This is a genomic window from Kitasatospora sp. NBC_00240 (assembly GCF_026342405.1).
Lineage (GTDB): Bacteria > Actinomycetota > Actinomycetes > Streptomycetales > Streptomycetaceae > Kitasatospora.
Genome location: NZ_JAPEMU010000001.1, coordinates 7,447,046 through 7,468,747, shown reverse-complemented (window position 1 = coordinate 7,468,747; position 21,702 = coordinate 7,447,046). Strand labels below are relative to the sequence as shown.

Sequence of the window (21,702 nt, the reverse complement as noted above, 5' to 3'; positions counted from 1 at the left end):
CCGGGCCGCTCCCCCGGCCGGCGGCACCGCCCTGGCCCGCCCTGGCCCGCCCGGATCCGGCCCGCGGGCACCCCCGCCGGCCGTGCGGCGACCCCGGCGGCCGCGCCCGGCCCGCGCGAACGCAGCACACTCACCCGGCGGACGCCGGATACTGGATACACCCGACCCGCTCAGCGGACACCTTCCGCGGCGGACCGGGCCGGCCGAGGTGATGGGGCGAACCGAAACGAGGCGAGCCATGAGCCGCAGGGCAGACGTCGTGGACGAGCTCAGCGCCGACCACCGCGCGGTGGCGGAGCTGCTCGCGCGGATCGAGAAGGCCGCGCCGAACCGCGCCGGCGCGGGCAGCGGCGCGGCCGCACCGCCCGCCGCCGGGCCGCCGGACGCGGAACGGCCTGGAACACCGCAAGCACCGCCGCAGGCCGAGCCGGCCGCCGTGTCCCAAGGGGCCACGGCTCCGGACGGCGCGGGCGCGTCCCCGGACGCCGACGCGGGCGGCGACCCGGGCACCGTACCGGGTGCCGTACCGGGTGCGGAGGCCGACCCGGGCGTGGTGGCGCTCGTCGAGGGGCTGTCCGACCTGCTGCTGAGCCACTGCACCGAGGAGGAGGAGTACCTCTTCCCCGCCGTCCACGAGCAGGTGCCGGACGGCGGGTCGCTGGTCTTCACCAGCCTCGCCGACCACCTGGCGATCGGGCAGTACCTCACCGACCTGCAGGGGCTGTCCCCCGGCGACCCGGCGTTCGCCCCCTTGCTGGAGGGCCTGGGCAGCGCCGTCCACACCCATCTGGCCGAGGAGGACGAACGACTCTTCCCCGCCGTCCGCAAGGCGATGACCGCGGAACTGCTGGCCGCCCTCGGCGAACGGCTGCGGGAGGGCCGCCGGGCGCTCCCGCCCCTGGAACCGCCCGCACCGGCCGCGCCGGCGGCCACGCCCGCACCGGCCGCGCCGCCCGCACCGGCGGCTACGCCGGAGAGCTGATCACCGCGAACCGGCCGCCTTCCGGATCCACCAGTCGGGCCACCCGGCCGTACGGGGTGTCGAACACCGGCCCGACCAGTCCGCCGCCGAGGCCTTCGGCCAGCTTGGCGGCGGCATCGGCGTCCGCCACCGAGAAGGAGATCTCCCAGTGCGGCGGGGTGCCCACCGGCCCGGCGGCCTTCTCCGCCCGCAGCGCGGCGACGCTGCGGCCCTCCACCCGCAGCACCACCCGCTCGTGCTCGTACCGGACCTCGAAGTGCGCCGGGTCGCGGTCGTCCCAGCGGAACACCTCGCCGTAGAACAGGGCGGCGGCGAACGGGTCGGGGGTGCGCAGCTCGATCCAGACCGGGGAGCCGGGCAGGGCCAGCTGCCGGTCCGGGCCGGGCGGGCCCTCCCAGATGCCGAACACCGCCCCGGCCGGATCGGCCGCGAAGGCCACCCGGCCCGCGTCGAAGGACAGCGGCCCCACCGCGAGCGTCCCGCCGCGCTCGCGCACCGCGTCGGCCGCGGTGTCCGCGCTCTCCGTCCCGAAGTAGCCGGTCCAGGCCACCGGCATCATCCAGCCGCTGCCGGACACGCCGAGGCCGGCGACCGCCTCGCCCTCCACCACCGCGTGCACGTACGGGCCGAAGCGGTCCGGTCCGGGTTCGAAGTCCCAGCCGAGCAACTGCCCGTAGAAGGCCTGCGCCGCGTCGAGGTCGCGCGCCATCAGGCTGACCCAGCACGGCGCGGCCGGCACGCATCGCACGCTGGCGGTTCGGCTGCCCATTTCGCGGTACCTCCTCGACCCGGCGCCGGGCCGGTCCCGGCAACAGGCGGCCGCCGAGCCGCCCGCCGCCCTCAGCCTAGGGTCACCGACCGGTCCCGGCGCGGCACGGCACGCGCCTTGCCCGTACCTCTCACCGCGTCGCCACCCGGACCGCGCGCGGACACCGCCCCGCCGGCCGGCGGCCGGCCGGGTGTCCGTCCGATCACTCCCCGTGGTCCGGCGGCGACGCCCAACTGCCCCGACGGGCAAGGGCTTCCGGCCGCTTCGGCGGAGCCCGGCAAGGCGGCCGCCGGGGCTTGACAGCCGGAGGAGAATCGGCCGAAAAGCAGGGTCTCCAGGCGACGGACGGGCGGCTCGGATGGCAACGCGACGGTACTGGTTCGCTCTGGCGGTGTTCGGCGGGCTGCTGCTGCTCTCCCTACCGCTGTACCTGACGGCCGGGTCCGCCTGTGCGGACGCGGGCTGCTCGATCGGCGTCTCCGCCCCGAGCGGCCTGCTGACCGTCGGCCAACTCCCGCGCCCGCGGCTGCTGGAGGCGTACGCCCTGCTGGCGATGCTGATCGGCGGGTTCCTGCTGATCAGGCGGTACCGGCGGGCCGGGACGCTCGGCCGGCTGGTGCCGGCGCTGCTGGCGGCCACCGCCTTCGCCGGCGGGACGGCCTGGCTGACGGCCACCCACTGGGAGGGGTTCCGCAGGCCGTCGGCGCTGCTGGAGACGGCCGAGCTGCTGCTGTTCAACGGGGCCACGCCGGTCCTGCTGGTCGCGGTGACCGTGCTGGCCCTCGCGGCGGGCGAACGCAGTCTGCCGCTGCTCGCCTTCGCGCTGCTCTTCGGCGCGGTGGCCTATCTGGCGGCGACCTACGACTCCTTCTACCTGCTGGGCCGGATCGGCCTGCCGCTGGACACCCTGCACGATCCGGACGGGATCCGGCAGATGCTGAACATCGCGGTGCCGGCCGGGCTGCTGCTGACGGCCGCGCTGGTCGCCCGGCTGGCCGCCGGCCGCACGCCCGCCGCCGGCGGCGGCGGCGCTGCCCGGCGCGGCCGGCACTCGAAGCACTGACCCGCCAGCCCTCCACCGCACCCGGGGCCCGGCACGCGGCGGCCCGGCGAGGCCCGTACGCCCCGGCCTCGCGAGCCGCCGCCGGCGCCCGCGCCGGACTGCGCCTGCCCATGCGCCGGCCGGGCTGTTCGAAATCGACCCTCGGGGCCCGCCCCGCCCCGTACGCTGCCCGGCATGACGATCACACCGGAACCGCGTCGGCCCGGGCTCGCCGAGCACCTGCGCGACAAGGGCGCCGCCATGCGGGCGGCCGCCGGACGCCGGCCCGCGAGCGAGGACTGGGAGGAGGAGATCGGCGCGGTCTGCGTGGCCGACGACGCCACCGGGGTCCGCAAGGTACGGGTCGGCGACTGGTCCTTCGTCGGGGACGGCGGCCCGGACATCGGCGGCTTCGGACTCGGCCCCTCCTCGCCGGAACTGCTCTGCGCGGTGATCAGCACCTGCCTGACCCACACCGTGCTGTGCATCGCGGCGCTGGACGGGCTGCCGCTGGACCGGGTGGAGGTCGCCGTCACCGCCCGCAACAACGACGCCCGCTTCTTCGAGGTCCCGACCGACGCGCCGCCGGTGCCGTACGACCTCACCGCCACCGTCGACCTGCGCGGCCCGCTCACCTCCGAGGCCGCCCAGGCGCTGCTCGCCGCCGCCGACGAGCGCTGCCCGATGCTGCGGATGGTCCGGTCCGAGCACGCCCTCACGGTGCGTGCGGGCGCTGCCGCCCGCTGAGCCCCCCGTGCGAGGAGGACGGCCCGGGTCGCCGGCCACGTCCGTGGTCCTCCCGACCGGCTCCGACCCCACCGGGACACCCATCGGGACACCCACGACGCGATGTGACCCAGATCACATCGCGTCGTGAAATTTCTGGGGACCAACTCCCCGTTTGCTCTTCTGAAGGACGAAACGGGGAAGCTTTCCCCGGAACCCGAGAGGAGCAGACCGTGACCGTCACCGCTGCACCGCGCCCGCCCAAACTGCGCGCGGACGCCACACGCAACCGGGAGCGGATCATCACGGCGGCCCGCGAGGCCTTCGTCGAGCACGGCGCCGACGCCCCGCTCGACGAGATCGCCAAGCGTGCGGGAGTGGGCAACGCGACCCTGTACCGTAACTTCCCGGACCGCGCGGCCCTCTTCCGGGCCGTCGTCCTCCACGTGAAGACCCGCATCGTCGCGCACGCCGAGGCCGCCCTGGCGGACCACGCGGCCCCGTTCGACGCCCTGCAGGACTTCGTGCACGCGGCCGCCGACGAGAAGCTCGGCGCCCTGTGCCCGATGATCTCCGGACGCTTCGACCCGTTCGACCCCGAGCTGGTGGAAGCCCGCTCGCGGCTGGAGGGCACCGTCACCGAGCTGCTGGACCGCGCCCGACGATCGGGCGCGCTGCGCGCGGACGTCGGCGCCGGGGACGTCTTCGTCGCCATCAGCCAGCTCACCCGACCGCTCCCCGGCTCCACCTGCCTGAACTTCGCCGACTTCGTCCACCGCCACCTGCAGCTGTTCCTGGACGGCATGCGGGCACCGGCCCCGAGCACCCTGCCCGGCCGGGCGATCACCTTCGAGGACTTCCAGCACCACACCGACGCGACACCCGGCGCCTGACCCCCGCCGACCCGACGCCTGACGGTCGTTTCAGGCCCCTGACCACCGAAGCCCGTCCCGCGGACCGCCCACCGGCGACCGCCCAGCCCGACCTGTCGGAACACGCCCGCCGGAGCACAGCCCGGCGCGGTGAGGGTTCCGCACGCCAACTGCCCTGAGTTTGCAAGCCACGCACCGCAAAGTGAGTACCCCCATGCCCGAAACAGCCCTGCAGCCCGATCCCCGGCGCTGGAAAGCGCTGATCTTCATCGGCCTCGCCCAGCTGATGGTCGTGCTCGACGCGACGATCGTGAACATCGCCCTGCCGTCCGCCCAGCGCGACCTCGGTATCACCGACGGCAACCGCCAGTGGGTCATCACCGCGTACGCCCTCGCCTTCGGCGGGCTGCTCCTGTTCGGCGGCCGGATCGCCGACCTCTGGGGCCGCAAGCGCACCTTCGTGGTCGGCCTGGCCGGCTTCGCGTTCGCCTCCGCACTGGGCGGCGCCGCCGCCAACACCGCCATGCTGCTCGGCGCCCGCGCCCTGCAGGGTGTGTTCGGCGCCCTGCTCGCCCCCGCGGCGCTCTCGCTGCTCGCGGTCATGTTCACCGAGGCCAAGGAGCGCGCCAAGGCGTTCGGCATCTACGGCGCCATCGCCGGCGGTGGCGGTGCCATCGGCCTCATCCTCGGCGGCCTGCTCACCGAGTACATGAACTGGCGCTGGACCTTCTTCGTCAACATCCCGTTCGCCATCATCGCCGCCTTCGGCGCCGTCATGGTGATCCGCGAGCCCGCCCAGGGCCGCAACCGCAACCGCCTGGACATCCCCGGCGTGCTGCTGGTGACCACCGGCCTGGTCTCGCTCGTCTACGCCTTCACCCGCGCCGAGTCGGACGGCTGGTCCGCGCCGCTCACCATCGGCCTGTTCGTGGCCGCCGCCGTCCTGCTGGCCGCCTTCGTGGTGGTCGAGCGCGTGGTCAAGGCCCCGCTGCTGCCGCTGCGCGTCATCCTGGACCGCAACCGCGGCGGTGTCTACCTGTCGCTGGGCCTGGCCGTGATCGGCATGTTCGGCCTGTTCCTCTTCCTGACGTACTACCTGCAGGTCGTGCTCGACTACAGCCCGGTGCTCACCGGTGTGGCCTTCCTCCCGATGGTCGCGGGCATGATCACCGGCTCCACCCAGATCGGCGCCCGCCTGATGACCCGGGTGGCCCCGCGCTACCTGATGGCCCCCGGCTTCCTGGTCGCCTCGGTCGGCATGCTGATCCTCACCCAGATCAAGACGGACAGCTCCTACCCGGCGCTGATCCTGCCCGGTCTGGTCCTGATGGGCCTCGGCATGGGCACCGCGTTCATGCCGGCCATGAGCCTGGCCACGCACGGCGTCCAGCCGCGCGACGCCGGTGTCGCCTCCGCCATGGTGAACACCTCGCAGCAGGTCGGCGGCGCCATCGGCACCGCGCTGCTCAACACCATCGCGGCCAGCGCCACCACGGCCTACCTCACCGCGCACGCCGCGGCCGGCGGCTCGCCGCAGGCCCTGCAGCTGCAGTCGATGGTGCACGGGTTCTCCACCGCCATCTGGTGGTCGTTCGGCATCCTGGTGCTGGCCGCCGGCCTGGCCTTCACCCTCATCAACACCGGCCACCAGGGCGGCGCCCCGGTCGGCAAGGGTGCGAGCGACGAGGACCTCAACGCCATCCCGGTGCTCGCGCACTGATCCCGCCCCCGGCCGCGACAGCGGCGGCCGAGTGCACAATGGCCTGGTGGATCTTCAGGACCAGTTGAACCAGGCCATGGAAGCGGCCCGTCCGGTGCTCGGCACCGGGCGGGTCGCCGACTACATCCCGGCGCTCGCCGCCGCCGACCCCGCCGCCTTCGGGCTGGCGCTGGCCACCGTGGACGGCGAGGTGCACGGCGTCGGAGCCTGGGAACAGCCCTTCTCCATCCAGAGCATCTCCAAGCTCTTCACGCTCTCCCTGGCGCTCGCCGTCGGCGGCGACGACCTGTGGCGGCGGGTGGGCCGCGAGCCCTCCGGCAGCCCGTTCAACTCGCTGGTGCAGTTGGAGACCGAGCACGGCATCCCGCGCAACCCGTTCATCAACGCCGGCGCCGTCGTCGTCACCGACCGGCTGCACAGCCTCACCGGCGACGCCCGCGCCGCCGTCCGGGACTTCCTGCGGGCCGAGTCCGGCAACCCGCTGCTCGACAGCGACTCGGTGGTCGCCGCCTCCGAGGCCGAGCACGGCCACCGCAACGCCGCCCTGGCCCACTTCATCGCCAGCTACGGCAACCTGGAGAACCCGGTCGCCACCGTCCTCCAGCACTACTACGACCACTGCGCGCTCACCGCGAGCTGCCGCGACCTCGCGCTCGCCGGGCTCTTCCTGGCCCGCCACGGACTGCGCGCCGACGGCTCCCGGCTGCTGACCCGCAGCGAGGCCAAGCGCATCAACGCCGTCCTGCTGACCTGCGGCACCTACGACGCGGCCGGGCAGTTCGCCTACCGGGTCGGCCTGCCCGGCAAGAGCGGCGTCGGCGGCGGCATCCTGGCCGTCGTGCCCGGCCGCGGCACCCTCTGCGCCTGGGGCCCGGCCCTCGACCCGGCCGGCAATTCGATCGGCGCGGTCGCCGCACTGGACGCCTTCACCACCGCGACCGGCTGGTCGGTCTTCTGAGGCGTCCCCGCCGGTCTCCCGGACCCCGCCGCTCGCCCCCCGAGCGCCCGTCGGGTGGTTCCGCCGTTACGCTGCGCGTCGTCGGATCCTCTGCCACCATCAGGTGACGGTACGTCAGGTGGCGCGGCGACGGCGAAGGAGCGGGCATGCGGTGGTCCTGGCGGAGCACGGGGCCCTTGCTGGCCTGTTCGCTGCTGGCCCTCGCGGGCTGCTCGGGCTCCGACCCCGGCCACGCGTCGGCGGACGCCGGGCGGTCGGCGTCCGCCTCCGCGCAGAGCCCGGACCCCTCCCCCTCCCCCAGTCCCTCCCCGTCGCCGACTGTCAGCCACACCCCACCGCCGGTCGCGGACTGCACCGACACCGCGGCCTTCGGCCAGCAGCAGCTGCACGACTACCTGGCCAAGCTGCCGAGCGACAGCGGCGGGCTCAACGGCCTGCACACCTCGTACGACGGGGTGCACTACAACCCGTCCGTCGACCATCGGCCGTGCAAGACCCTGTACGTGAACGTCACCCACTTCTGGGTCGTGGTGGTCGGCGGAGGCAGGCCCACCTTCAACCCCGGCGACTGGAGCACCGGCATCCCCGGCTTCCCGAGCCGCACCCCGTACCCCGGGGTGCCGACCAGCACGCGCACGTCGAGCGCGGAGGCCGAGTTCACGTACAAGCTGATCAGCACCACACCGCTGGCGCTCACCCTGGGTGCGGGCACCGTGATCGGCAGCCGTCCGCCCGCCCCGGAGACCTGCCGGGGCACCCTCACCGTCGTCCATCTCGGGGACCCGATCACCGACGAGGAGCTGCCGGACTCGCTCCGCTTCGAAGCCTCGACGCTCGATCACGGCGCCTCCACCGTCAAGGTGAAGGCCGACCGCGCCATCGACGCGACCCTCGTTCCGCCGTCGAGCCGGGTGGGCTGCTGACGGGGGCGGCGGCCCGGTCCGGCATCGCGTTCGGCGACACCCCGGGTCCGATTGTCCGAGGCAGCGGACACAATGCCGCCCATGATGACCTGGGACGACTTCTGGACCTTGATCCACCTGCTGGGCGACCGGCGCTGCTGCGACTACGACACGCCGCTGGCCGAGGCGCTGGCCGAGGTGCCGCCCGCCAGGATCGTCGACTTCGAGGAGCGCCTGGCGCAGGCTCTGTACCGGCTGGACCGGCGCGAGTTCGGGGTGCTGCCGGTGATCGACATGAGCAGCCCGGGGAAGCCCTTCGCGCAGTCCGACGACTCCTTCCTCTACTCCCGGTGTGCGGTGGTCGCGGCCGGGCGGGGGGAGTACGAGGCGGTACTGGCCGATCCCGCCCGGTTCGCCCCGCACACCGCCACCACTCTGCACGGCGAGAACCTGCTCGACCTGGCCCGGGAGGCGTACGAGGAGGTCACCGGCGAGGAATGGGACGTCGTCACCGAGTTCGACTACGAGTCCTGCTCCAACGCGGCCGGCTGGCCCGAAGTGGTGCGGCAGTTCTGATCCGCGGGACGGCCGCCAAGCACGCATCCGGCTGCACGATTGGCCCAAGGTTCCGGGCTCCGAATGGCTCTTCAGCCTGGTCCACCCGGAGTCTGGTCTCGGGCGGGTGACCAACCGAGTCGACTTTGAGGCCCTGCGCAAGAGTCATCACGAAGGCATGGACCCGGTCGGCGAGGAGGTGGGCACGCCCACCCTGCACATCGACGGCGCCGCGTTCTTCGGCCCGGTCCTCACCTCGATACCCCGTGGCGAGGAGGCGGTCCGGATCTTCGAGGGCGTGCGCCTGCTGGCCGGCCACCCCACCTTCTTCGAGCTGAAGCGCAGCCGTACCGGCGGCCTGGACTTCGGCTGAGCGTACGGTCCCGGGCATGGCGTGGCCCCGACGGCGGGACGCACCGGCGGTCCGCCGGCTGCACCTGCACTGCCCGAAGGCCGGGGTGGAACGCGGAAGAGGGGCCCTGCCCCGCTCGTGAGAGCGGGGCAGGGCCCCTCTTCGGCTGCCGCCGGGGGTGGTGCTTACTTGGTGAGGCCGGCCTTGACGGAGCAGACGGGCCAGGCGCCGGGGCCCTGGGCGGCGAGGACCTTCTCGCCGATGGCGATCTGCTGGGCCTTGGTGGCCTGGTGGGCCTGCGGGGCGTAGGCGGTGCCGCCGAACGCCGCCCAGGTGGAGGAGGTGAACTGCAGGCCGCCGTAGAAGCCGTTGCCGGTGTTGATCGCCCAGTTGCCGGTCGCCTCGCACTGCGCGACCTTGTCCCAGGTCGACGCCGGCGCGGCGGAGGCGGAGGTGGCCGTGACGAGGCCTGCCACCGGCAGGGCCAGCACGGCACCCGCCATCAGAGCCGTCCGCACCCGGTTGCGCTTGACGGCGGTCTTGGCGGTGGCAGCGGCGGTCTCGTTACGGAAGATCATGCACAGTCCTCTCCAGAACCCCGGGCAGGCATGCGGAACCGGACCCCGTGAAGGGCCTACGACTTCCAACGCCTCGACTGGACGAGCGACGACCACCGGACGTCAGGGACGCACCGTGCCGGAAGAACCCGGCGGGGCCGTGCTGCGGGATGAACCCGGGCGGTGCTCGTTGCACCGACAACAACGAAGCTACGGACCCACCAGGTTTACATCAAGCAATTCCACGTTCCCCCAGGCCACAGGCCCGTTACCGGCCGTACCGATCAAGAAAAAACGCCCGGAACCACCCGAAACCACCCCAAATCCATGATCCAACAAGCCCCCGAGTGCCCCCGCTCACACCACACCCCCTGTGACCCCACCCACACCATCCACCCACCGTCACCACCACCCCACCCACCGCCCAACAACCCACCCCCACACCCACCCACCACAGTGACCCCCACCACAACCACCACCCCCAGCCACCACACCACCACCCCCAGCCACCAAAACCCCACCCCCGGCCGACCAAGTCCCGCACGCAGAACGGCTCCGCCCCCACCGGCCGGTGGGGGCGGAGCCGTTGGACCCCGCAGGAGATGGACCGGGCCGCAGGGTCGGACCGGGCGGGCAAGCCTCGGCCGGGGGGTCGTCGGGCCGGGCGCGCCTGCCGACCGAGGCGTACCAGCCCGACGGCGAAGGGCGGCGCGCCCGTCCGGCGTCAGCCTTCGGGGCCGGCCCGGCCGTCCGAGGACGACCAGCCGGACTCGGCGCCGGACTCGGCCTCGTCCGACCCGCAGGCCGCACGGCCGGTGTCCGCGTGCACGACCCGGACCACCCGGTCGCCGCCGGGGACGACACGTTGCGGTTGCCCGCACCGCGGACAGATCAGCGGGATTCGTTCCATGGGACCACCTCCCACCGGGCCCACGTCCGGGCGTGCGGCCGCGACCGTTCGGCGGAGACCCGCCGGCACCACTGCTGCGAGCGGCACGACCGGCAGCCGGGCGCGGAGCGCGGGGCCGGGCGCTGTCACATCAGCGGATGCGTCGGGACGGTGCTGCCGCTCTGGATCTCGGCGTGCGCCTTGGTCAACAGTTGGGATGCCAGGTCGTTCAGCGCCCGGGCCGCCGCGATCTCCTCGCCGACCCGCATCTGCTCCGAGTCAGCGGGGTGGCGGCTGGTGAAACCGTGGGCACGGAGTTCCGAGCCGTCGGCGAGCCTGAGCAGGGCGGCCGCGGCCGTCCTCGTCCCTTCCTCGCGGAACTCCATCTCGATGTGCCAACCGACGAGAGTCTGCATGGCGGACCACCTCCAGCGGATACCACTTCCAGGGTGCGCCGGGTGCCCGCCGAATTCCAGAGGGACGCGCAGGAGCGGCCCCGGAAGCGACTTGAACACGTTCAATACCTCCCGTAGAGTCTGCACCAGAGGGATTTGAACACGTTCAAGCTAGGTCGTGACCGCATGCCCCCCAGCACCACCGGCCAACGGCCTCCGGCCCGGCGGGACCGGCCGTGACCACCCTGGTGAACCTCGTCGTCATGCTCGGGATGCTGGTCGTCGTCCCCGTCGGCCTCACCCTGATCGACGGGCCGGGCACGGCGCTGCTGCGCCGCTGCTGGCCGGCGGCCGCCGTCCCCGGCGCCGTCGCGCTCTGGCTCCCCCGCGGCCCGGCCGCCACCGCACTCGCCGCGCTCTACGCACTGGCCACCGCCGCGCTCGCCCTCCAGGCCCCGCTGCGGCTCGCCCGCACCCGCTCGACCGCGCCCCGTGAGATCGCCGTCCTCACCGCGCTCACCACCCCGGCCGTGGCCGGACTCGCCCTGGTCGCCGAACGCTCGGGCCACCGGCTGCTCGGCTTCGACCTGGACATCCTCGCCCTCACCGTCCCGCACTTCCACTACGCCGGGTTCACCGCCGCCCTGGTCGCCGGGCTGGTCTGCCGGGCCGCCCCCGACCTCCCCGCCGCCCGGTACGCGGCGCTCAGCGTGCCGCTCGGCACCCTGCTCGTGCTGGCCGGCTACTTCGTCGACGACTGGGCCGAACTGCTCGGTGCGGCCGTCCTCACCACCGGCATGTGGGCGGTCGGCCTGATCACCTGGCGCGACCTGCGCGGCCGCACCGCCGACCGCGTCACCGGCACGCTGCTCGCCGTCTCGGCCGCCGTCCTCGTCCTCACCATGCTGCTCGCGCTCTGGTGGGCGCTCGGGGAGGCCGGCGGGATCCCCCACCCCACCCTGACCTGGATGGCCGCCACCCACGGCCTCGGCAACGCCCTCGGTTTCGCCCTCTGCTCACTGCTCGCCTGGCGCCGCCTCAAGGAGATCCACCCGTGAACACCGGCGGCCCCGCCCTCGGACCGCAGCCCCCCTCAGCCACCCCGAACGGCTGGCCCGCATCCGGCCGGGCCCGGCCCTCGACGAACGTGACGCCGGCGCCCGATCCTGCGGCGCCGAAATCGGGATGCGGCCGGCGCCCGCCCGGCGGCAGAATCGGCCGATGCTCCCGATCCGGCCGGCACCGGCCCCCGCCCCCGCCTCCGCCCCCGCCTCCGCCTCCGCCTCCGCACCGTCCACCGCCGGGCCGCCCTGATGGCCAGCTTCCTGACGCACCGCGCCCTCGTCCTCGACGAGGCCCTGCCTCCCCACCGGCGGCACAGCGCGTTGCGGACCTGCCTGACCCTGTTCGCACCGTACGGACTCCGCCCGACCTACCACCACCTGACGCTCAGCGCCCGGATTCCGCGCGAGCTGGCGGCCGATCCCGGCTCGCTCGTCCGGGCGATGGCGGAACTGCACGAGGCCCGGCTGCTGTGGCTGGCCGCGACCGAGGGGTACGTTCGGCGGCGACGGGCCGAGAAGCGGGCCGGGCGACGACGGGGACCGGACGACCCGTGGCAGCTGGTGCGGCGGGGGCAGACCTGCTTCCAGACGGACGTCTGCTGCCACCCCGCGATGTCCCTCTCCGCCTACGTCCGCCGTCGGATCGCCGTCCTGGAGGGGCGGCAGCTGCCGGGCTGCCACCGGTGCGGGGACGAGCGGCCGGTGGTGTCGTACTCGACCGGGCACGGGTTCGTCGACATCTGCCGGGGCTGCGGCACGGTGCTGAAGTCCTGCGGGTGCGGCACCGGTCACCGGTTGGAGCCGCCGGAGCGGTACCAGTGGCCGGGCATCTGGCGCCGCGAGCACATGACGGACGAGGGACTGCCGGCTCCCGGCGCGCCCCGCGGCGCCGAGGGCCGCGCGGAGCGGCTGCGGCTGTGGACCCCCGCCGACCGCCCAGGCCCCCCGCCGCCCGAGGGCCCGCCGGTCAGGCCGCGACCGGCACGCTGACCAGGACCTGGTTGCCGTCCAGGGTGCGCACCTCGAAGTGGTCGATGTCCTTGAGCTGGAGGCCGGCCCCGCCGGAGGTGCGCAGGGCGTCGGGCGAGCCGGTGGTGCCGTAGCCGGCCGGCGGGACGGTCCAGGTGGTGACGGTCTGACGCTCCCCGACCCGCGAGACGGCGACCAGGTCACAGCTCAACGGACCTTGAACGTGGGAGAGTTGGAGACTGATCTGGCTGCCCCACTTCTTGCCCTCGACGCCGACGGTGGCCTGCGCGCCGGTGGTCGCGTCGGTGGCGGTGAACTGCTGCTGGGCGACCACCTGCGGGGCGTGGTTGCCGGAGCCGGCGGTGACCGCGGCGGTGACCGCCGGTCCGCCGACGACCAGGACGGCGGCCGCGGCGACCAGCACCAGCCGGCGCCGGCGACCGCGCCGGCGGGTGGCGGTGACCTCGTCGACCAGGCGGGTCAGCAACTCGTCCCCGGGACGCGGCACGGGATCGGCCGGGTCGGCCGCGTCCGCCGCGCCGGCGGCCAGGAATTCGGCCAGCATGGGCTCCAGCGCACCGAGTTCGTCCACCTGCTCGGCGCACTGCGGGCAGCCGGCCAGGTGCTTCTCGAAGGCGCCGCGGTCCGCCGCGTCGAGTACGCCGAGGACGTACGCGCCGACGTCGACGTGGTCTTCCCTGGGCGGCGTCACGATGTCACTCCTCGTTCCTCGAGCGCGAGCTTGAGCGAGCGCAGCGCGTAGAAGATCCGGGACCGCACGGTGCCCGCGGGGATGCCGAGTTCGGCGGCCGCCTCGGTGACCGTGCGGCCCTTCAGATAGGTCTCGACGATAACCGCCCGGTGAGCCTCGGTCAGATCGTCGAGCGCGTCGGAGATCGTCATCAGCCTCAATGCCTTGTCGAGTTCGTCCTCGGCGGGCAGGAGCTCCAGCGGCGACGGGTCCACCTCGCGCGGCCGGGCCAGGCTGCTGCGGTGGTTGTCGATCACGATCCGCCGGGCGACCGTGACCAGCCAGGGTCGCAGCGAGCCGGTCGCCGCGTCCAGCCGGTCGATGTTGCGCCAGGCCCGGACGAGCGTCTCCTGCACGACGTCCTCCGCGCGTTGGCGGTCGCCCGCGACCAGGCGCAGCACGAAGCCGAACAGCGGCCCGGCGTGCTCCTGGTAGAGGGTGCGCATCAGCGCCTCGTCCGGCCCCGGGCCGTACGGCGGCCCGTCGCCGCGTTCGGCGCCACGGGAATGCTGCTCGGTCACAGCGCTATCCTTGCGCACCCGTACCTCCGGGTCGAGGACTCGCCGTTCCGCTCGACGATGTCCGTCCGTGGCCCGCACCGGCCCGCCCGTCGGGTCGGTGGTGGCCGTGGTCTCCTACGGCGGCCGGGGCCGGGGCTGCCCGCCCCGGCCCTCGACCGGCCGGGCGGTTCAGTAGCCGTAGCCGCCGGGGGTGGTGGCCGGGGGCTGCGCGGGGGTGGCGGGCTGGGCGGCCGGGGCGCCCGCCTTCTTGCCGTCCGGGGTGATGACGAACCAGGTGCCGCCGACGCCCTGGCCCTTGGTGTCACCGGGCTTGGTGTCCGGCGCGTAGCGGTAGACCGGCCAGCCGCCGAGGGTGAGCTGCTTGCTGCCGTCGGCACGGGTGACGGTGCCGACCAGCTTGCTGTCGATGCCCTTGACGCCGACGTCGGACCCGGCCGGGACCGGCGGCCAGGTGGTGGCGCAGCCGCCGTTGCAGTTGGACGCGGACGGCTGGGCGGTGTCCTTGTCGAAGCGGTACAGCGTGTGGCCGGCGCCGTCGGTGACGATCGCGCCGAGCTTGGCGTCGGTGCCGGCCTGCAGGGCGGCGGCGCCCTGGGCGGGTGCGCCCGCGCCGCCCGGGCTGGCGGGGGCGGTGGCGGCGGGCGGCTGGGCGGTGCTCGCGCCGGTCGACCCGGAGGACCCGTAGGACCCGGATCCGCTGGAGCCGCAGGCCGTGACCAGGGCCAGCGAGGTGACGGCGGTGGCGGTGAACAGTGCGGCTCGGCTGGTGATGCGCATGGTGATATCCCCCAAAGGACATGCCGGACAGCGCCACCGGGAGATCCCCGGCGGCGGGGGCGCCTTCCCCGCGCCCGCACCCTTCAGTACGGGCCGGGCGCCCGGGGTGCTCAATGTCCGGCGAGATTTTTTTCGCCGGACCCTGGAGCGGCTCCCCGGGATCTCGTGCGGGATCTCGCGCGGCGGGTGCGGCGGGCGGTGGCGGCCCTGGGTGGAATACCTCGTACGGTGGTCGGGTTGACGCCAGCGGACGCCTGATGACGCTGCCCGAGGAAGGAACTCGCACATGAGCACGGTCGAGCTGACCAAGGAGAACTTCGACGAGGTCGTCCCCGGCCCCGAGGGCAAGGACTTCGTCTTCATCGACTTCTGGGCGGCGTGGTGCGGCCCGTGCCGGCAGTTCGCACCGGTGTACGAGAAGGCGGCCGAGCGGCACACGGACCTGGTCTTCGCCAAGGTCGACACCGAGGCGCAGCAGGAGCTGGCGGCGGCCTTCGGGATCCAGTCGATCCCGACCCTGGCGATCATCCGCGAGGGCGTGCTGGTCTTCTCGCAGCCGGGGGCGCTCCCCGAGGCGGTCTTCGAGGACCTGATCGGCAAGGCCCGCGAGCTGGACATGGACGAGGTGAAGCGCAAGGCCGCCGAGTCGGCCGGGACGGTCTGATCCGGACGGTCCTGTCCGGGGCGGCCGGCAGGGTCGCCGGACGCGGCGGGCCCGGGGTGCAGGTCACCCCGGGCCCGTTGTCGTGGCCGCCCCGCGCCGGCAGGCCGTACCCGTGCCGGCCCGCCGTTGATGTCCGGGCGGCCGCCGCGGGCGGCGGCTCAGCTCCGGGCGAGGGCGAGTTCGTAGTCCTTGGCCGGGGCATCGCCGGGCGCCGGCACGAAGTCACCGGTTCGGGTGAAGCCCGCCCTGAGGTACATCGCCTCGGCCCGGCCGTTCTGCTCGTGGACGAAGAGCCGCACCCGCTCGACCCGGGGCTCGGCGAGCTGCCAGGACCACTCCAGCGCGGCCCGGAAGAGCTCGTCCACCAGCCCGGTGCCCCGGGCCTCGGGCCGGACGAAGACGCCGACGATGTGGGTCTGCGACTGCTCAGGAACGTCGTCGAAGAAGGTCTTCTCGCCGGCCGGCTCGACCAGCGCGGCCACCGTGCCGAGCCAGCGCCCGTCGGGCTGCTCGGCGACGAACTGCCGGGTGGCCCGGCCCTCGGCGGCGCGGTCGGTGCGCTCCTGCCAGAACTCGTCGGGCCTGGCGAGGGCCTGCTCGTACGTCTCCAGGAAGGCGAGGTGGGCGACCGGGTCCTGCAGGGCGACCAGGCGCAGTTCCTTGACCTTGGGCCAGTCCTCCTGCTGGACGGCCCTGATGTGGTGGTTCATCCGATGATCCTCGCACCGACCCGGGTGGGGTCCGCAACGAGATTTCCGTCGCCCCGGCCCGGCGTCCGGCACGGTGTCCGGCCCGGCGTCCGGCCCTGACCTGGCCCGGCCGGGCTCAGCGGCGGGCGGCGAGGCCGTCCAGCAGCAGCTTCAGGGCGAGTTCGAAGCCGCGGTCGTCCAGCCCGCCGGGGCCGCCGCCGCGCAGTGCCGAGGCCTCCAGGGCGTCGGCCAGCGCGGGGTGGCGCGGGCGGTACTCGGCCGGGTCCCGGGTGAAGCCGGCGGTGAAGGTCTCCAGGGCCGAGCCGAGGACGAGGTAGTCGATGGCGGCGGCGGCCTCGGCCGCGTCGGCGGGCGCGAGGCCGGTCCGGCCGAGGCCGGCGAGCAGGGTGTCGTAGCCGAGCAGCTGGCGTTCGGCCTCGACCCGGCGGCGGGCGAGCAGCGCGATGGTGTGGGGGTGGCGCAGGAAGACGGCCCGGTAGCCGCGGATGTAGGCGGCCAGGCCGGGCCGCCAGTCGTCGTCGGTGAGGCCGGCCAGCGGGGCGAGGTCGATCTCGGTGTTGACGAGGTCGGCGAGCGCGTCGAGCAGCTCGTCCTTGCCGGCCACGTGGTTGTAGAGGGAGGCGGCCTTGACGCCCAGGCGCTCGGCGAGGGCGCGCATGGTGAGGCCGTCCGGGCCGTGCTCGTCGACCACCTCGAGCGCGGACCGGGCGATGATCTCCCTGCTCAGCAGCGCTCTGCTCGGTCTTCCCACGGCCCGCCCCTTCACGTCTGTGCCGACCCGGCAAACGTTATTACAGCCTGGTGTCGGCCCCTTCCGCTGCCCCGGGTGCAGGGGCTACGGTCCGGAACTAACAAAGTTAGTTTTCGACGACGGCAAGGTGGACGAGCCATGACCGAGAACCCCCCGAGAACCCCGGCCCCCTCCGACAGCGAACGGCTGGCGGCCCTCGGCTACCGCCAGGAGCTGCGCCGCAGCCTGGGCGTCCTCGGCAACATCTCGATGGGATTCGCCGTCGTCTCCCCCGTTGTCGGCCTCTACGCCGTCAGCCAGGTGGGGATGAGCGTGGCCGGCGGCGCCTGGGTCTGGGCCCTTCCGCTCTGTCTGCTCGGCCAGGTCCTGGTGGTCTGCGTCTACTCCGAACTGGCCTCGCAGTGGCCGCTCGCCGGCGGCGCGTACCAGTGGAGCCGGCGGCTCGCCGGCCCCTCCTTCGCCTGGATGACCGGCTGGCTCTGGCAGTTCGCCATCATGTTCGCCAACACCACGGTGGCCTACCTCGCCTCCCCCTGGTTCTTCGCGCTCTTCGGCCTCACCCCGTCACCGGCCCAACTCGTACTCGTCGCCGTCGGGTTCATGCTGCTCTGCACGCTGGTGAACGCGTACGGCATCAACCTGCTCCGCCGCTTCGTCTCGCTCGGCATCGCCGCCGAGGCGCTGGCCTCCGTGGTGGTGGGCCTGGCCCTGCTGCTGTTCTTCCGGGAGCACGGCTTCGCGCTGCTCACCGACACCCTGGACGCGCCGGCCACCGCCGGGGTCTCCACCGGCGCGGCCTTTCTGGCCGTGATCGCGGTCGGCGGCTGGGCGTTCATCGGCTTCGACGCCTGCGTCTCCACCGCCGAGGAGACCCGCGACGCCGGCCGCCAGGTGCCCCGCGCGATGTGGTGGGCCCTGCTCAGCGTCGGCGTGGTGGTCGTCCTCAACGCCGTGTCGGTCGCGCTCGCCCACCCCGACCCGGCCGCCGTGGTGGCCGGCACCGACCTCGACCCGGTGACGACCGCCGTGGTCACCGGCTTCGGCGACTGGTCGGCCAAGCCCTTCGTGGTGGTCGTCCTGGTCTCCTTCACCGCCTGCCTGATGGCCTCCCAGGGCGGCGCCGCCCGCGGCCTCTACTCGCTGGCCCGGGACGGCGTCTTCCCGTTCTCGGCGCAGGTCCGCAAGGTCAACCGGCACAAGGCGCCGATCGGCGGCCTGGTCGCCGCGACCCTGGTCAGCTCCGCCGCGCTGCCGCTGGGCCTGGAGTCCACCGCGATCGGCAGCCTGATCACCTTCGGCACCGCCGCGACCTTCGCCCCGTTCTTCCTGCTCTGCCTGGCCGCCCTGATCGCCCGCCTGCGCGGCACCTGGACCCCGGCCGGCCAGGTCTCGTACGGCCGGGCCGGCACCCTGCTGAACGCGCTGGCCGTGCTGTGGACCGGCCTCGAAGTGGTCAACATCTGCTGGCCGCGCACCATCCTGGCCCCGCCGGGCGCCCCCTGGTACCAGGTCTGGGCGGCCCTGCTCGGCGTCGGCCTGGTCGTCCTGGCCGGCCTCGGCTACCTGCTGGTCCGCCGCCCCCAGCGGCTGATGCGGGCGGACGTACCGCTCGGCAGCCCCGACAGCGACGAGCTGGCCCCGGCCGTGCACTGAGCCCGGGGCGGACCGGTCCGGGGCGGTCCCGCGCAGGGGACGGGACCGCCCCGGACACCGGGCCCACCGGCGGCACCGCCGGCACGGACGGGCGACGCGTCACCGGCCGGGCACGCCGGACCGGCCCGGTCCGGCCCGGCGGCCAAGGACCGCCCACCGGCGGCTGGGAGTATGGGCAGGCCCTTGCCGCCCGACGAAAGAGAGCCCCGGCATGGCCGTCGTCCACCGCACCGTCCTCAAGCCCTCCAAGCTGGACCTGCTCACCTCCTGGCTCCCGACCCGGCCGTGGTACCTCGGCGGCGCGGGCGAACCGGAACTCGCCAAGGCCGGCGGTTTCCGGCTGGACGACCCGCAGGGTGAGGTCGGGATCGAGTTCATGGTGGTCACCGACACCTCCGGCCCCCACCCCGTCACCTACCTGGTGCCGCTCACCTATCGCGGCGCCCCGCTCGACGGGGCGGAACACGCCCTCGTCGGCACCATGGAGCACGGGGTGCTGGGGCGGCGCTGGGCCTACGACGGCTGCCAGGACCCGGTGCTGGTCGGCCAGTTGCTGGCTCTGATCGAGGGCCGGGTCGAGGCCCAGGACCAGAACACCAGCGACCTCCCCGACCGGGAGGTGACCCGCTCCTGCACCGGCGACGGCCTCGCCCGCACGGACGTCACCTCCGGCCCGGCCACCGACCACCGGGAGGGCACCGACCTGCCCGCGCCGCCCGGCACGGTCCTGCGCCTGCACCGGGTCCTGCGTCCCGCCGCGGACGACGCACCGCTGCTGCCTCCGGGGGCGACGGGCCTCGTCGCCGGCTCCTGGCAGCTGCCGGAGGGCGCCCGCGCGCGGGCGCCGTTCGCCGTCCTGGGGCCCGACCCTCGCTCCTGGGCCGCCCGGTCCCGGGGCACGAAATATGATCACTCCCGACCCTGATCCACTTCCGAAGTGGGCCTCGGGAGGACGACGGTACGACCGGGCGGTCTCCCGGGCGGGCCGGGTCAGCGTGTTCACCTGCGCGGACGACCGCCCGCGACGGAGGATGGGCCGCGAACCGGTGACCCGGCCGGCCCCGGACAGCGACCGAGAGAGCGAGGGTGCGCCCGTCATGCCCCAGAGCCAGATCCCCACCGAGAGCCCGACCGAGGGCCCGAGCGAGGGCCAGGAGCAGACTCCGCCGGAGTTCCGGAAGGTGACCACCGCCGTGGTGACCGGCAGCGCCTCCGGCGTCCCGTACCACGTGGACGTCCGCTCGGGGACGCACCACCTCACGGCCGACGAGCCCGTCCGGCGCGGCGGGTCGGACAGCGGGCCGGAGCCGTTCGCGCTGCTGCTCTCCGCGCTCGGCTCGTGCACCGCGATCACCCTGCGGATGTACGCCGGGCGCAAGGGCTGGCCGCTGGCCGACGTCAAGGTCCGGCTCGGGTACGAGACCGACGGCCGGAGCGGCCGGATCTCCCGCCGGGTGACCCTGGGCGGTGAACTGGACCAGGAGCAGCGCGCCCGGCTGCTGGACATCTGCGAGCGCACCCCCGTCACCCTGGCCCTGCGGGAGGGCGTCGCGATCGACACCACCGAGGAGCACTGATGGGCGAGCAGCCCGAGCAGTACGACGTGATCGTCCTCGGCGCCGGCCCGACCGGGGAGAACCTGGCCGACCGCACCACGGCAGCCGGGCTGCGGACGGTGATCGTCGAGAGCGAGCTGGTCGGCGGCGAGTGCTCGTACTGGGCCTGCATGCCCAGCAAGGCGCTGCTGCGCCCGGTGGCCGCGCTGGCCGGCGCCCGGGCGCTGGCCGGCTCCCGGGAGGCGGTGGGCGACGCCACCCTGGACGCCGCGGCCGTACTGGCCCGGCGGGACTCCTTCACCTCGCACTGGCGGGACGACGGCCAGGTCCAGTGGCTGAACGGCGCCGGCATCGACCTGGTCCGGGGCCACGGCCGGCTGACCGGTGAGCGGACCGTCACGGTCACCGGCCCGGACGGCGCCGAGCGCCGGCTCACCGCCCGGCACGCGGTCGCGGTCTGCACCGGCAGCCGGGCCGTACTGCCCGCGGACGTACCGGGCCTGGCCGAGGCCCGCCCGTGGACCAGCCGGGAGGCGACCGCCTCGCCGAAGGTGCCCGGCCGTCTGGTGGTGGTCGGCGGCGGCGTCGTCGGCGTGGAGATGGCGACCGCCTGGCGGGCGCTCGGCGCCGAGGTGGTGCTGCTGGTGCGCGGCGGCGGTCTGCTGCCGCGGATGGAGCCCTTCGCCGGCGAGCTGGTCGCGGACGGACTGCGCGAGGCCGGGGTGGACGTCCGCACCGGCGCGTCGGTCGCCTCCCTGGAACGCCCCGCGGCGGACGGTCCGGTGACGGTCGTGCTGGCGGACGGCGAGCGGCTGACCGCCGACGAGGTGCTGTACGCGACCGGCCGGGCGCCCCGCACCGACGACCTCGGCCTGGAGCTGGTCAGCCTGCGGCCCGGCTCCTGGCTGGAGGTCGACGACAGCTGCGCCGTACGCGGCGTCGAGGGCGGCTGGCTGTACGCGGCCGGCGACGTCAACCACCGGGCCCTGCTCACCCACCAGGGCAAGTACCAGGCGCGGATCGCCGGCAACGCGATCGGCGTGCTGGCCCGCGGCGGCACGCCGGACACCGGGCGCTGGGGCGCGCACGCGGCCTCCGCGGACACCGCCGGCCCGCCGCAGGTGGTCTTCACCGAGCCGGAGGCCGCCTCGGTGGGCCTGAGCCTGGCCGAGGCGAAGCGGGCGGGACTGCGGGTGAAGGCGGTGGACCACGAGCTGGGCCAGGTCGCCGGCGCCTCGCTGTACGCGGACGACTACCGGGGCCGGGCCCGGGTGGTCTTCGACCTGGACCGGAACCTGCTGGTCGGGGCGACCTTCGTCGGCCCCGGGGTCGCGGAGCTGCTGCACTCGGCGACCGTCGCGGTGGTCGGTGAGGTCCCGATCGACCGGCTGTGGCACGCGGTTCCCTCGTACCCGACGATGAGCGAGGTCTGGCTGCGCCTGCTGGAGGACTGCCGAGGCTGAACCCCGCCGGGCCCGGGCACCCGCCGCGCGCGGGGCCCGGGCCGGGCGGGTCGGGCCCGCCCAGGTCACGGGCGGACGGGCGGGCGCCCGCGGACGCGGACGCG

The 21,702-nt window shown here is 74.4% G+C and carries 24 protein-coding genes and 1 pseudogene; 16 read left to right on the top strand and 9 right to left on the bottom strand.

Annotated features, from left to right (window positions below; all coding sequences use genetic code 11):
• Positions 1-238 precede the first annotated feature (238 nt).
• Complete coding sequence (locus OG689_RS32040) at positions 239-982, top strand: hemerythrin domain-containing protein (RefSeq protein WP_266324334.1); 744 nt, start codon at positions 239-241, stop codon at positions 980-982.
• Here the strand turns inward: OG689_RS32040 and OG689_RS32035 are convergent.
• On the bottom strand, positions 966-1,751 hold the full coding sequence (locus OG689_RS32035; RefSeq protein WP_266324333.1) for a VOC family protein: 786 nt from the start codon (positions 1,749-1,751) through the stop codon (positions 966-968). The two genes, OG689_RS32040 and OG689_RS32035, sit on opposite strands and share 17 nt — an antisense overlap.
• A 358-nt stretch (positions 1,752-2,109) precedes the next feature.
• Here OG689_RS32035 and OG689_RS32030 point away from each other — a divergent pair, with 358 nt between their 5' ends.
• From OG689_RS32030 to OG689_RS31995, 8 genes and pseudogenes are all read left to right on the top strand, one after another.
• Positions 2,110-2,814, top strand: a complete 705-nt coding sequence (locus OG689_RS32030; RefSeq protein ID WP_266324332.1) for a hypothetical protein — start codon at positions 2,110-2,112, stop codon at positions 2,812-2,814.
• A 174-nt stretch (positions 2,815-2,988) separates the two neighbouring features.
• Positions 2,989-3,540 (top strand): OsmC family protein, encoded by a 552-nt coding sequence (locus OG689_RS32025; RefSeq protein ID WP_266324331.1) that lies wholly within the window; start codon positions 2,989-2,991, stop codon positions 3,538-3,540.
• A gap of 212 nt (positions 3,541-3,752) precedes the next feature.
• The gene (locus tag OG689_RS32020; protein WP_266324330.1) at positions 3,753-4,412 is read left to right on the top strand and encodes a TetR/AcrR family transcriptional regulator; all 660 of its coding nucleotides are present in this window, start codon (positions 3,753-3,755) and stop codon (positions 4,410-4,412) included.
• 193 nt (positions 4,413-4,605) lie between these two features.
• A complete protein-coding gene (locus tag OG689_RS32015) occupies positions 4,606-6,111 on the top strand; it encodes an MFS transporter (protein ID WP_266324329.1) in 1,506 nt (501 codons plus the stop codon).
• A 46-nt stretch (positions 6,112-6,157) separates the two neighbouring features.
• Complete coding sequence (locus OG689_RS32010) at positions 6,158-7,069, top strand: glutaminase (RefSeq protein WP_266324328.1); 912 nt, start codon at positions 6,158-6,160, stop codon at positions 7,067-7,069.
• Positions 7,070-7,215: 146 nt separating this feature from the next.
• Positions 7,216-7,992, top strand: a complete 777-nt coding sequence (locus tag OG689_RS32005) for a hypothetical protein (protein ID WP_266324327.1) — start codon at positions 7,216-7,218, stop codon at positions 7,990-7,992.
• An 81-nt stretch (positions 7,993-8,073) separates the two neighbouring features.
• Entirely contained in the window at positions 8,074-8,547 is a 474-nt protein-coding gene (locus OG689_RS32000; RefSeq protein WP_266324326.1) for a DUF4240 domain-containing protein, read from the top strand.
• A 127-nt stretch (positions 8,548-8,674) separates the two neighbouring features.
• Positions 8,675-8,899, top strand: a pseudogene (locus OG689_RS31995) (disulfide bond formation protein DsbA); the annotation flags it as partial.
• Between the two features lie 164 nt (positions 8,900-9,063).
• Here OG689_RS31995 and OG689_RS31990 read toward each other — a convergent pair.
• The 3 genes from OG689_RS31990 to OG689_RS31980 all read right to left on the bottom strand — a co-directional run bounded on the left by OG689_RS31990 (position 9,064) and on the right by OG689_RS31980 (position 10,740).
• A complete protein-coding gene (locus OG689_RS31990) occupies positions 9,064-9,456 on the bottom strand; it encodes a transglycosylase family protein (RefSeq protein ID WP_073926505.1) in 393 nt (130 codons plus the stop codon).
• A gap of 703 nt (positions 9,457-10,159) precedes the next feature.
• Positions 10,160-10,345, bottom strand: a complete 186-nt coding sequence (locus OG689_RS31985) for a hypothetical protein (RefSeq protein WP_266324325.1) — start codon at positions 10,343-10,345, stop codon at positions 10,160-10,162.
• A 125-nt stretch (positions 10,346-10,470) separates the two neighbouring features.
• On the bottom strand, positions 10,471-10,740 hold the full coding sequence (locus OG689_RS31980; protein WP_266324324.1) for a dsRBD fold-containing protein: 270 nt from the start codon (positions 10,738-10,740) through the stop codon (positions 10,471-10,473).
• Between the two features lie 215 nt (positions 10,741-10,955).
• Here OG689_RS31980 and OG689_RS31975 point away from each other — a divergent pair, with 215 nt between their 5' ends.
• Together OG689_RS31975 and OG689_RS31970 are read left to right on the top strand one after the other, a co-directional pair.
• The gene (locus tag OG689_RS31975) at positions 10,956-11,777 is read left to right on the top strand and encodes a YndJ family protein (RefSeq protein ID WP_266324323.1); all 822 of its coding nucleotides are present in this window, start codon (positions 10,956-10,958) and stop codon (positions 11,775-11,777) included.
• A 255-nt stretch (positions 11,778-12,032) separates the two neighbouring features.
• A complete protein-coding gene (locus OG689_RS31970) occupies positions 12,033-12,773 on the top strand; it encodes a hypothetical protein (RefSeq protein WP_266324322.1) in 741 nt (246 codons plus the stop codon).
• On the opposite strand, the gene OG689_RS31965 is transcribed toward OG689_RS31970, so the two are convergent.
• From OG689_RS31965 to OG689_RS31955, 3 genes are all read right to left on the bottom strand, one after another.
• The gene (locus OG689_RS31965; RefSeq protein WP_266324321.1) at positions 12,751-13,464 is read right to left on the bottom strand and encodes a zf-HC2 domain-containing protein; all 714 of its coding nucleotides are present in this window, start codon (positions 13,462-13,464) and stop codon (positions 12,751-12,753) included. The genes OG689_RS31970 and OG689_RS31965 overlap by 23 nt on opposite strands.
• Entirely contained in the window at positions 13,461-14,024 is a 564-nt protein-coding gene (locus tag OG689_RS31960) for a sigma-70 family RNA polymerase sigma factor (RefSeq protein ID WP_266324320.1), read from the bottom strand. Before OG689_RS31960 ends, OG689_RS31965 begins: the two co-directional genes overlap by 4 nt.
• A gap of 168 nt (positions 14,025-14,192) precedes the next feature.
• The gene (locus OG689_RS31955) at positions 14,193-14,801 is read right to left on the bottom strand and encodes a hypothetical protein (protein WP_266324319.1); all 609 of its coding nucleotides are present in this window, start codon (positions 14,799-14,801) and stop codon (positions 14,193-14,195) included.
• A 286-nt stretch (positions 14,802-15,087) separates the two neighbouring features.
• Between OG689_RS31955 and OG689_RS31950 the strand changes: the two genes are divergently transcribed.
• Entirely contained in the window at positions 15,088-15,465 is a 378-nt protein-coding gene (locus OG689_RS31950; RefSeq protein ID WP_073925722.1) for a co-chaperone YbbN, read from the top strand.
• A gap of 158 nt (positions 15,466-15,623) precedes the next feature.
• Here OG689_RS31950 and OG689_RS31945 read toward each other — a convergent pair whose 3' ends face one another.
• Positions 15,624-16,175 carry a GNAT family N-acetyltransferase gene (locus OG689_RS31945; protein ID WP_266324318.1) on the bottom strand — a complete coding sequence of 184 codons (552 nt, stop codon included), beginning with the start codon at positions 16,173-16,175 and terminating at the stop codon, positions 15,624-15,626.
• A gap of 115 nt (positions 16,176-16,290) precedes the next feature.
• The gene (locus tag OG689_RS31940) at positions 16,291-16,926 is read right to left on the bottom strand and encodes a TetR/AcrR family transcriptional regulator C-terminal domain-containing protein (protein ID WP_266324317.1); all 636 of its coding nucleotides are present in this window, start codon (positions 16,924-16,926) and stop codon (positions 16,291-16,293) included.
• Positions 16,927-17,064: 138 nt separating this feature from the next.
• Between OG689_RS31940 and OG689_RS31935 the strand changes: the two genes are divergently transcribed.
• From OG689_RS31935 to OG689_RS31920, 4 genes are all read left to right on the top strand, one after another.
• The gene (locus OG689_RS31935) at positions 17,065-18,579 is read left to right on the top strand and encodes an APC family permease (protein WP_266324316.1); all 1,515 of its coding nucleotides are present in this window, start codon (positions 17,065-17,067) and stop codon (positions 18,577-18,579) included.
• A 211-nt stretch (positions 18,580-18,790) separates the two neighbouring features.
• Positions 18,791-19,504, top strand: a complete 714-nt coding sequence (locus OG689_RS31930) for a 1,4-alpha-glucan branching protein (RefSeq protein WP_266324315.1) — start codon at positions 18,791-18,793, stop codon at positions 19,502-19,504.
• Between the two features lie 172 nt (positions 19,505-19,676).
• Positions 19,677-20,156, top strand: coding sequence for an OsmC family protein (locus OG689_RS31925; protein WP_266324314.1), 480 nt, complete (start codon positions 19,677-19,679; stop codon positions 20,154-20,156).
• Entirely contained in the window at positions 20,156-21,598 is a 1,443-nt protein-coding gene (locus OG689_RS31920) for an NAD(P)/FAD-dependent oxidoreductase (protein ID WP_266324313.1), read from the top strand. Before OG689_RS31925 ends, OG689_RS31920 begins: the two co-directional genes overlap by 1 nt.
• The last annotated feature ends 104 nt before the right edge of the window (positions 21,599-21,702 follow it).

Bases quoted from the DNA above. Each gene is read 5' to 3' on its own strand.
- OG689_RS32040 (WP_266324334.1), top strand. From the start codon at position 239: ATGAGCCGCAGGGCAGACGTCGTGGACGAGCTCAGCGCCGACCACCGC.
- OG689_RS32035 (WP_266324333.1), bottom strand. From the start codon at position 1,751: ATGGGCAGCCGAACCGCCAGCGTGCGATGCGTGCCGGCCGCGCCGTGC.
- OG689_RS32030 (WP_266324332.1), top strand. From the start codon at position 2,110: ATGGCAACGCGACGGTACTGGTTCGCTCTGGCGGTGTTCGGCGGGCTG.
- OG689_RS32025 (WP_266324331.1), top strand. From the start codon at position 2,989: ATGACGATCACACCGGAACCGCGTCGGCCCGGGCTCGCCGAGCACCTG.
- OG689_RS32015 (WP_266324329.1), top strand. From the start codon at position 4,606: ATGCCCGAAACAGCCCTGCAGCCCGATCCCCGGCGCTGGAAAGCGCTG.
- OG689_RS32005 (WP_266324327.1), top strand. From the start codon at position 7,216: ATGCGGTGGTCCTGGCGGAGCACGGGGCCCTTGCTGGCCTGTTCGCTG.
- OG689_RS32000 (WP_266324326.1), top strand. From the start codon at position 8,074: ATGATGACCTGGGACGACTTCTGGACCTTGATCCACCTGCTGGGCGAC.
- OG689_RS31990 (WP_073926505.1), bottom strand. From the start codon at position 9,456: ATGATCTTCCGTAACGAGACCGCCGCTGCCACCGCCAAGACCGCCGTC.
- OG689_RS31985 (WP_266324325.1), bottom strand. From the start codon at position 10,345: ATGGAACGAATCCCGCTGATCTGTCCGCGGTGCGGGCAACCGCAACGT.
- OG689_RS31980 (WP_266324324.1), bottom strand. From the start codon at position 10,740: ATGCAGACTCTCGTCGGTTGGCACATCGAGATGGAGTTCCGCGAGGAA.
- OG689_RS31970 (WP_266324322.1), top strand. From the start codon at position 12,033: ATGGCCAGCTTCCTGACGCACCGCGCCCTCGTCCTCGACGAGGCCCTG.
- OG689_RS31955 (WP_266324319.1), bottom strand. From the start codon at position 14,801: ATGCGCATCACCAGCCGAGCCGCACTGTTCACCGCCACCGCCGTCACC.
- OG689_RS31950 (WP_073925722.1), top strand. From the start codon at position 15,088: ATGAGCACGGTCGAGCTGACCAAGGAGAACTTCGACGAGGTCGTCCCC.
- OG689_RS31945 (WP_266324318.1), bottom strand. From the start codon at position 16,175: ATGAACCACCACATCAGGGCCGTCCAGCAGGAGGACTGGCCCAAGGTC.
- OG689_RS31935 (WP_266324316.1), top strand. From the start codon at position 17,065: ATGACCGAGAACCCCCCGAGAACCCCGGCCCCCTCCGACAGCGAACGG.
- OG689_RS31930 (WP_266324315.1), top strand. From the start codon at position 18,791: ATGGCCGTCGTCCACCGCACCGTCCTCAAGCCCTCCAAGCTGGACCTG.
- OG689_RS31925 (WP_266324314.1), top strand. From the start codon at position 19,677: ATGCCCCAGAGCCAGATCCCCACCGAGAGCCCGACCGAGGGCCCGAGC.
- OG689_RS31920 (WP_266324313.1), top strand. From the start codon at position 20,156: ATGGGCGAGCAGCCCGAGCAGTACGACGTGATCGTCCTCGGCGCCGGC.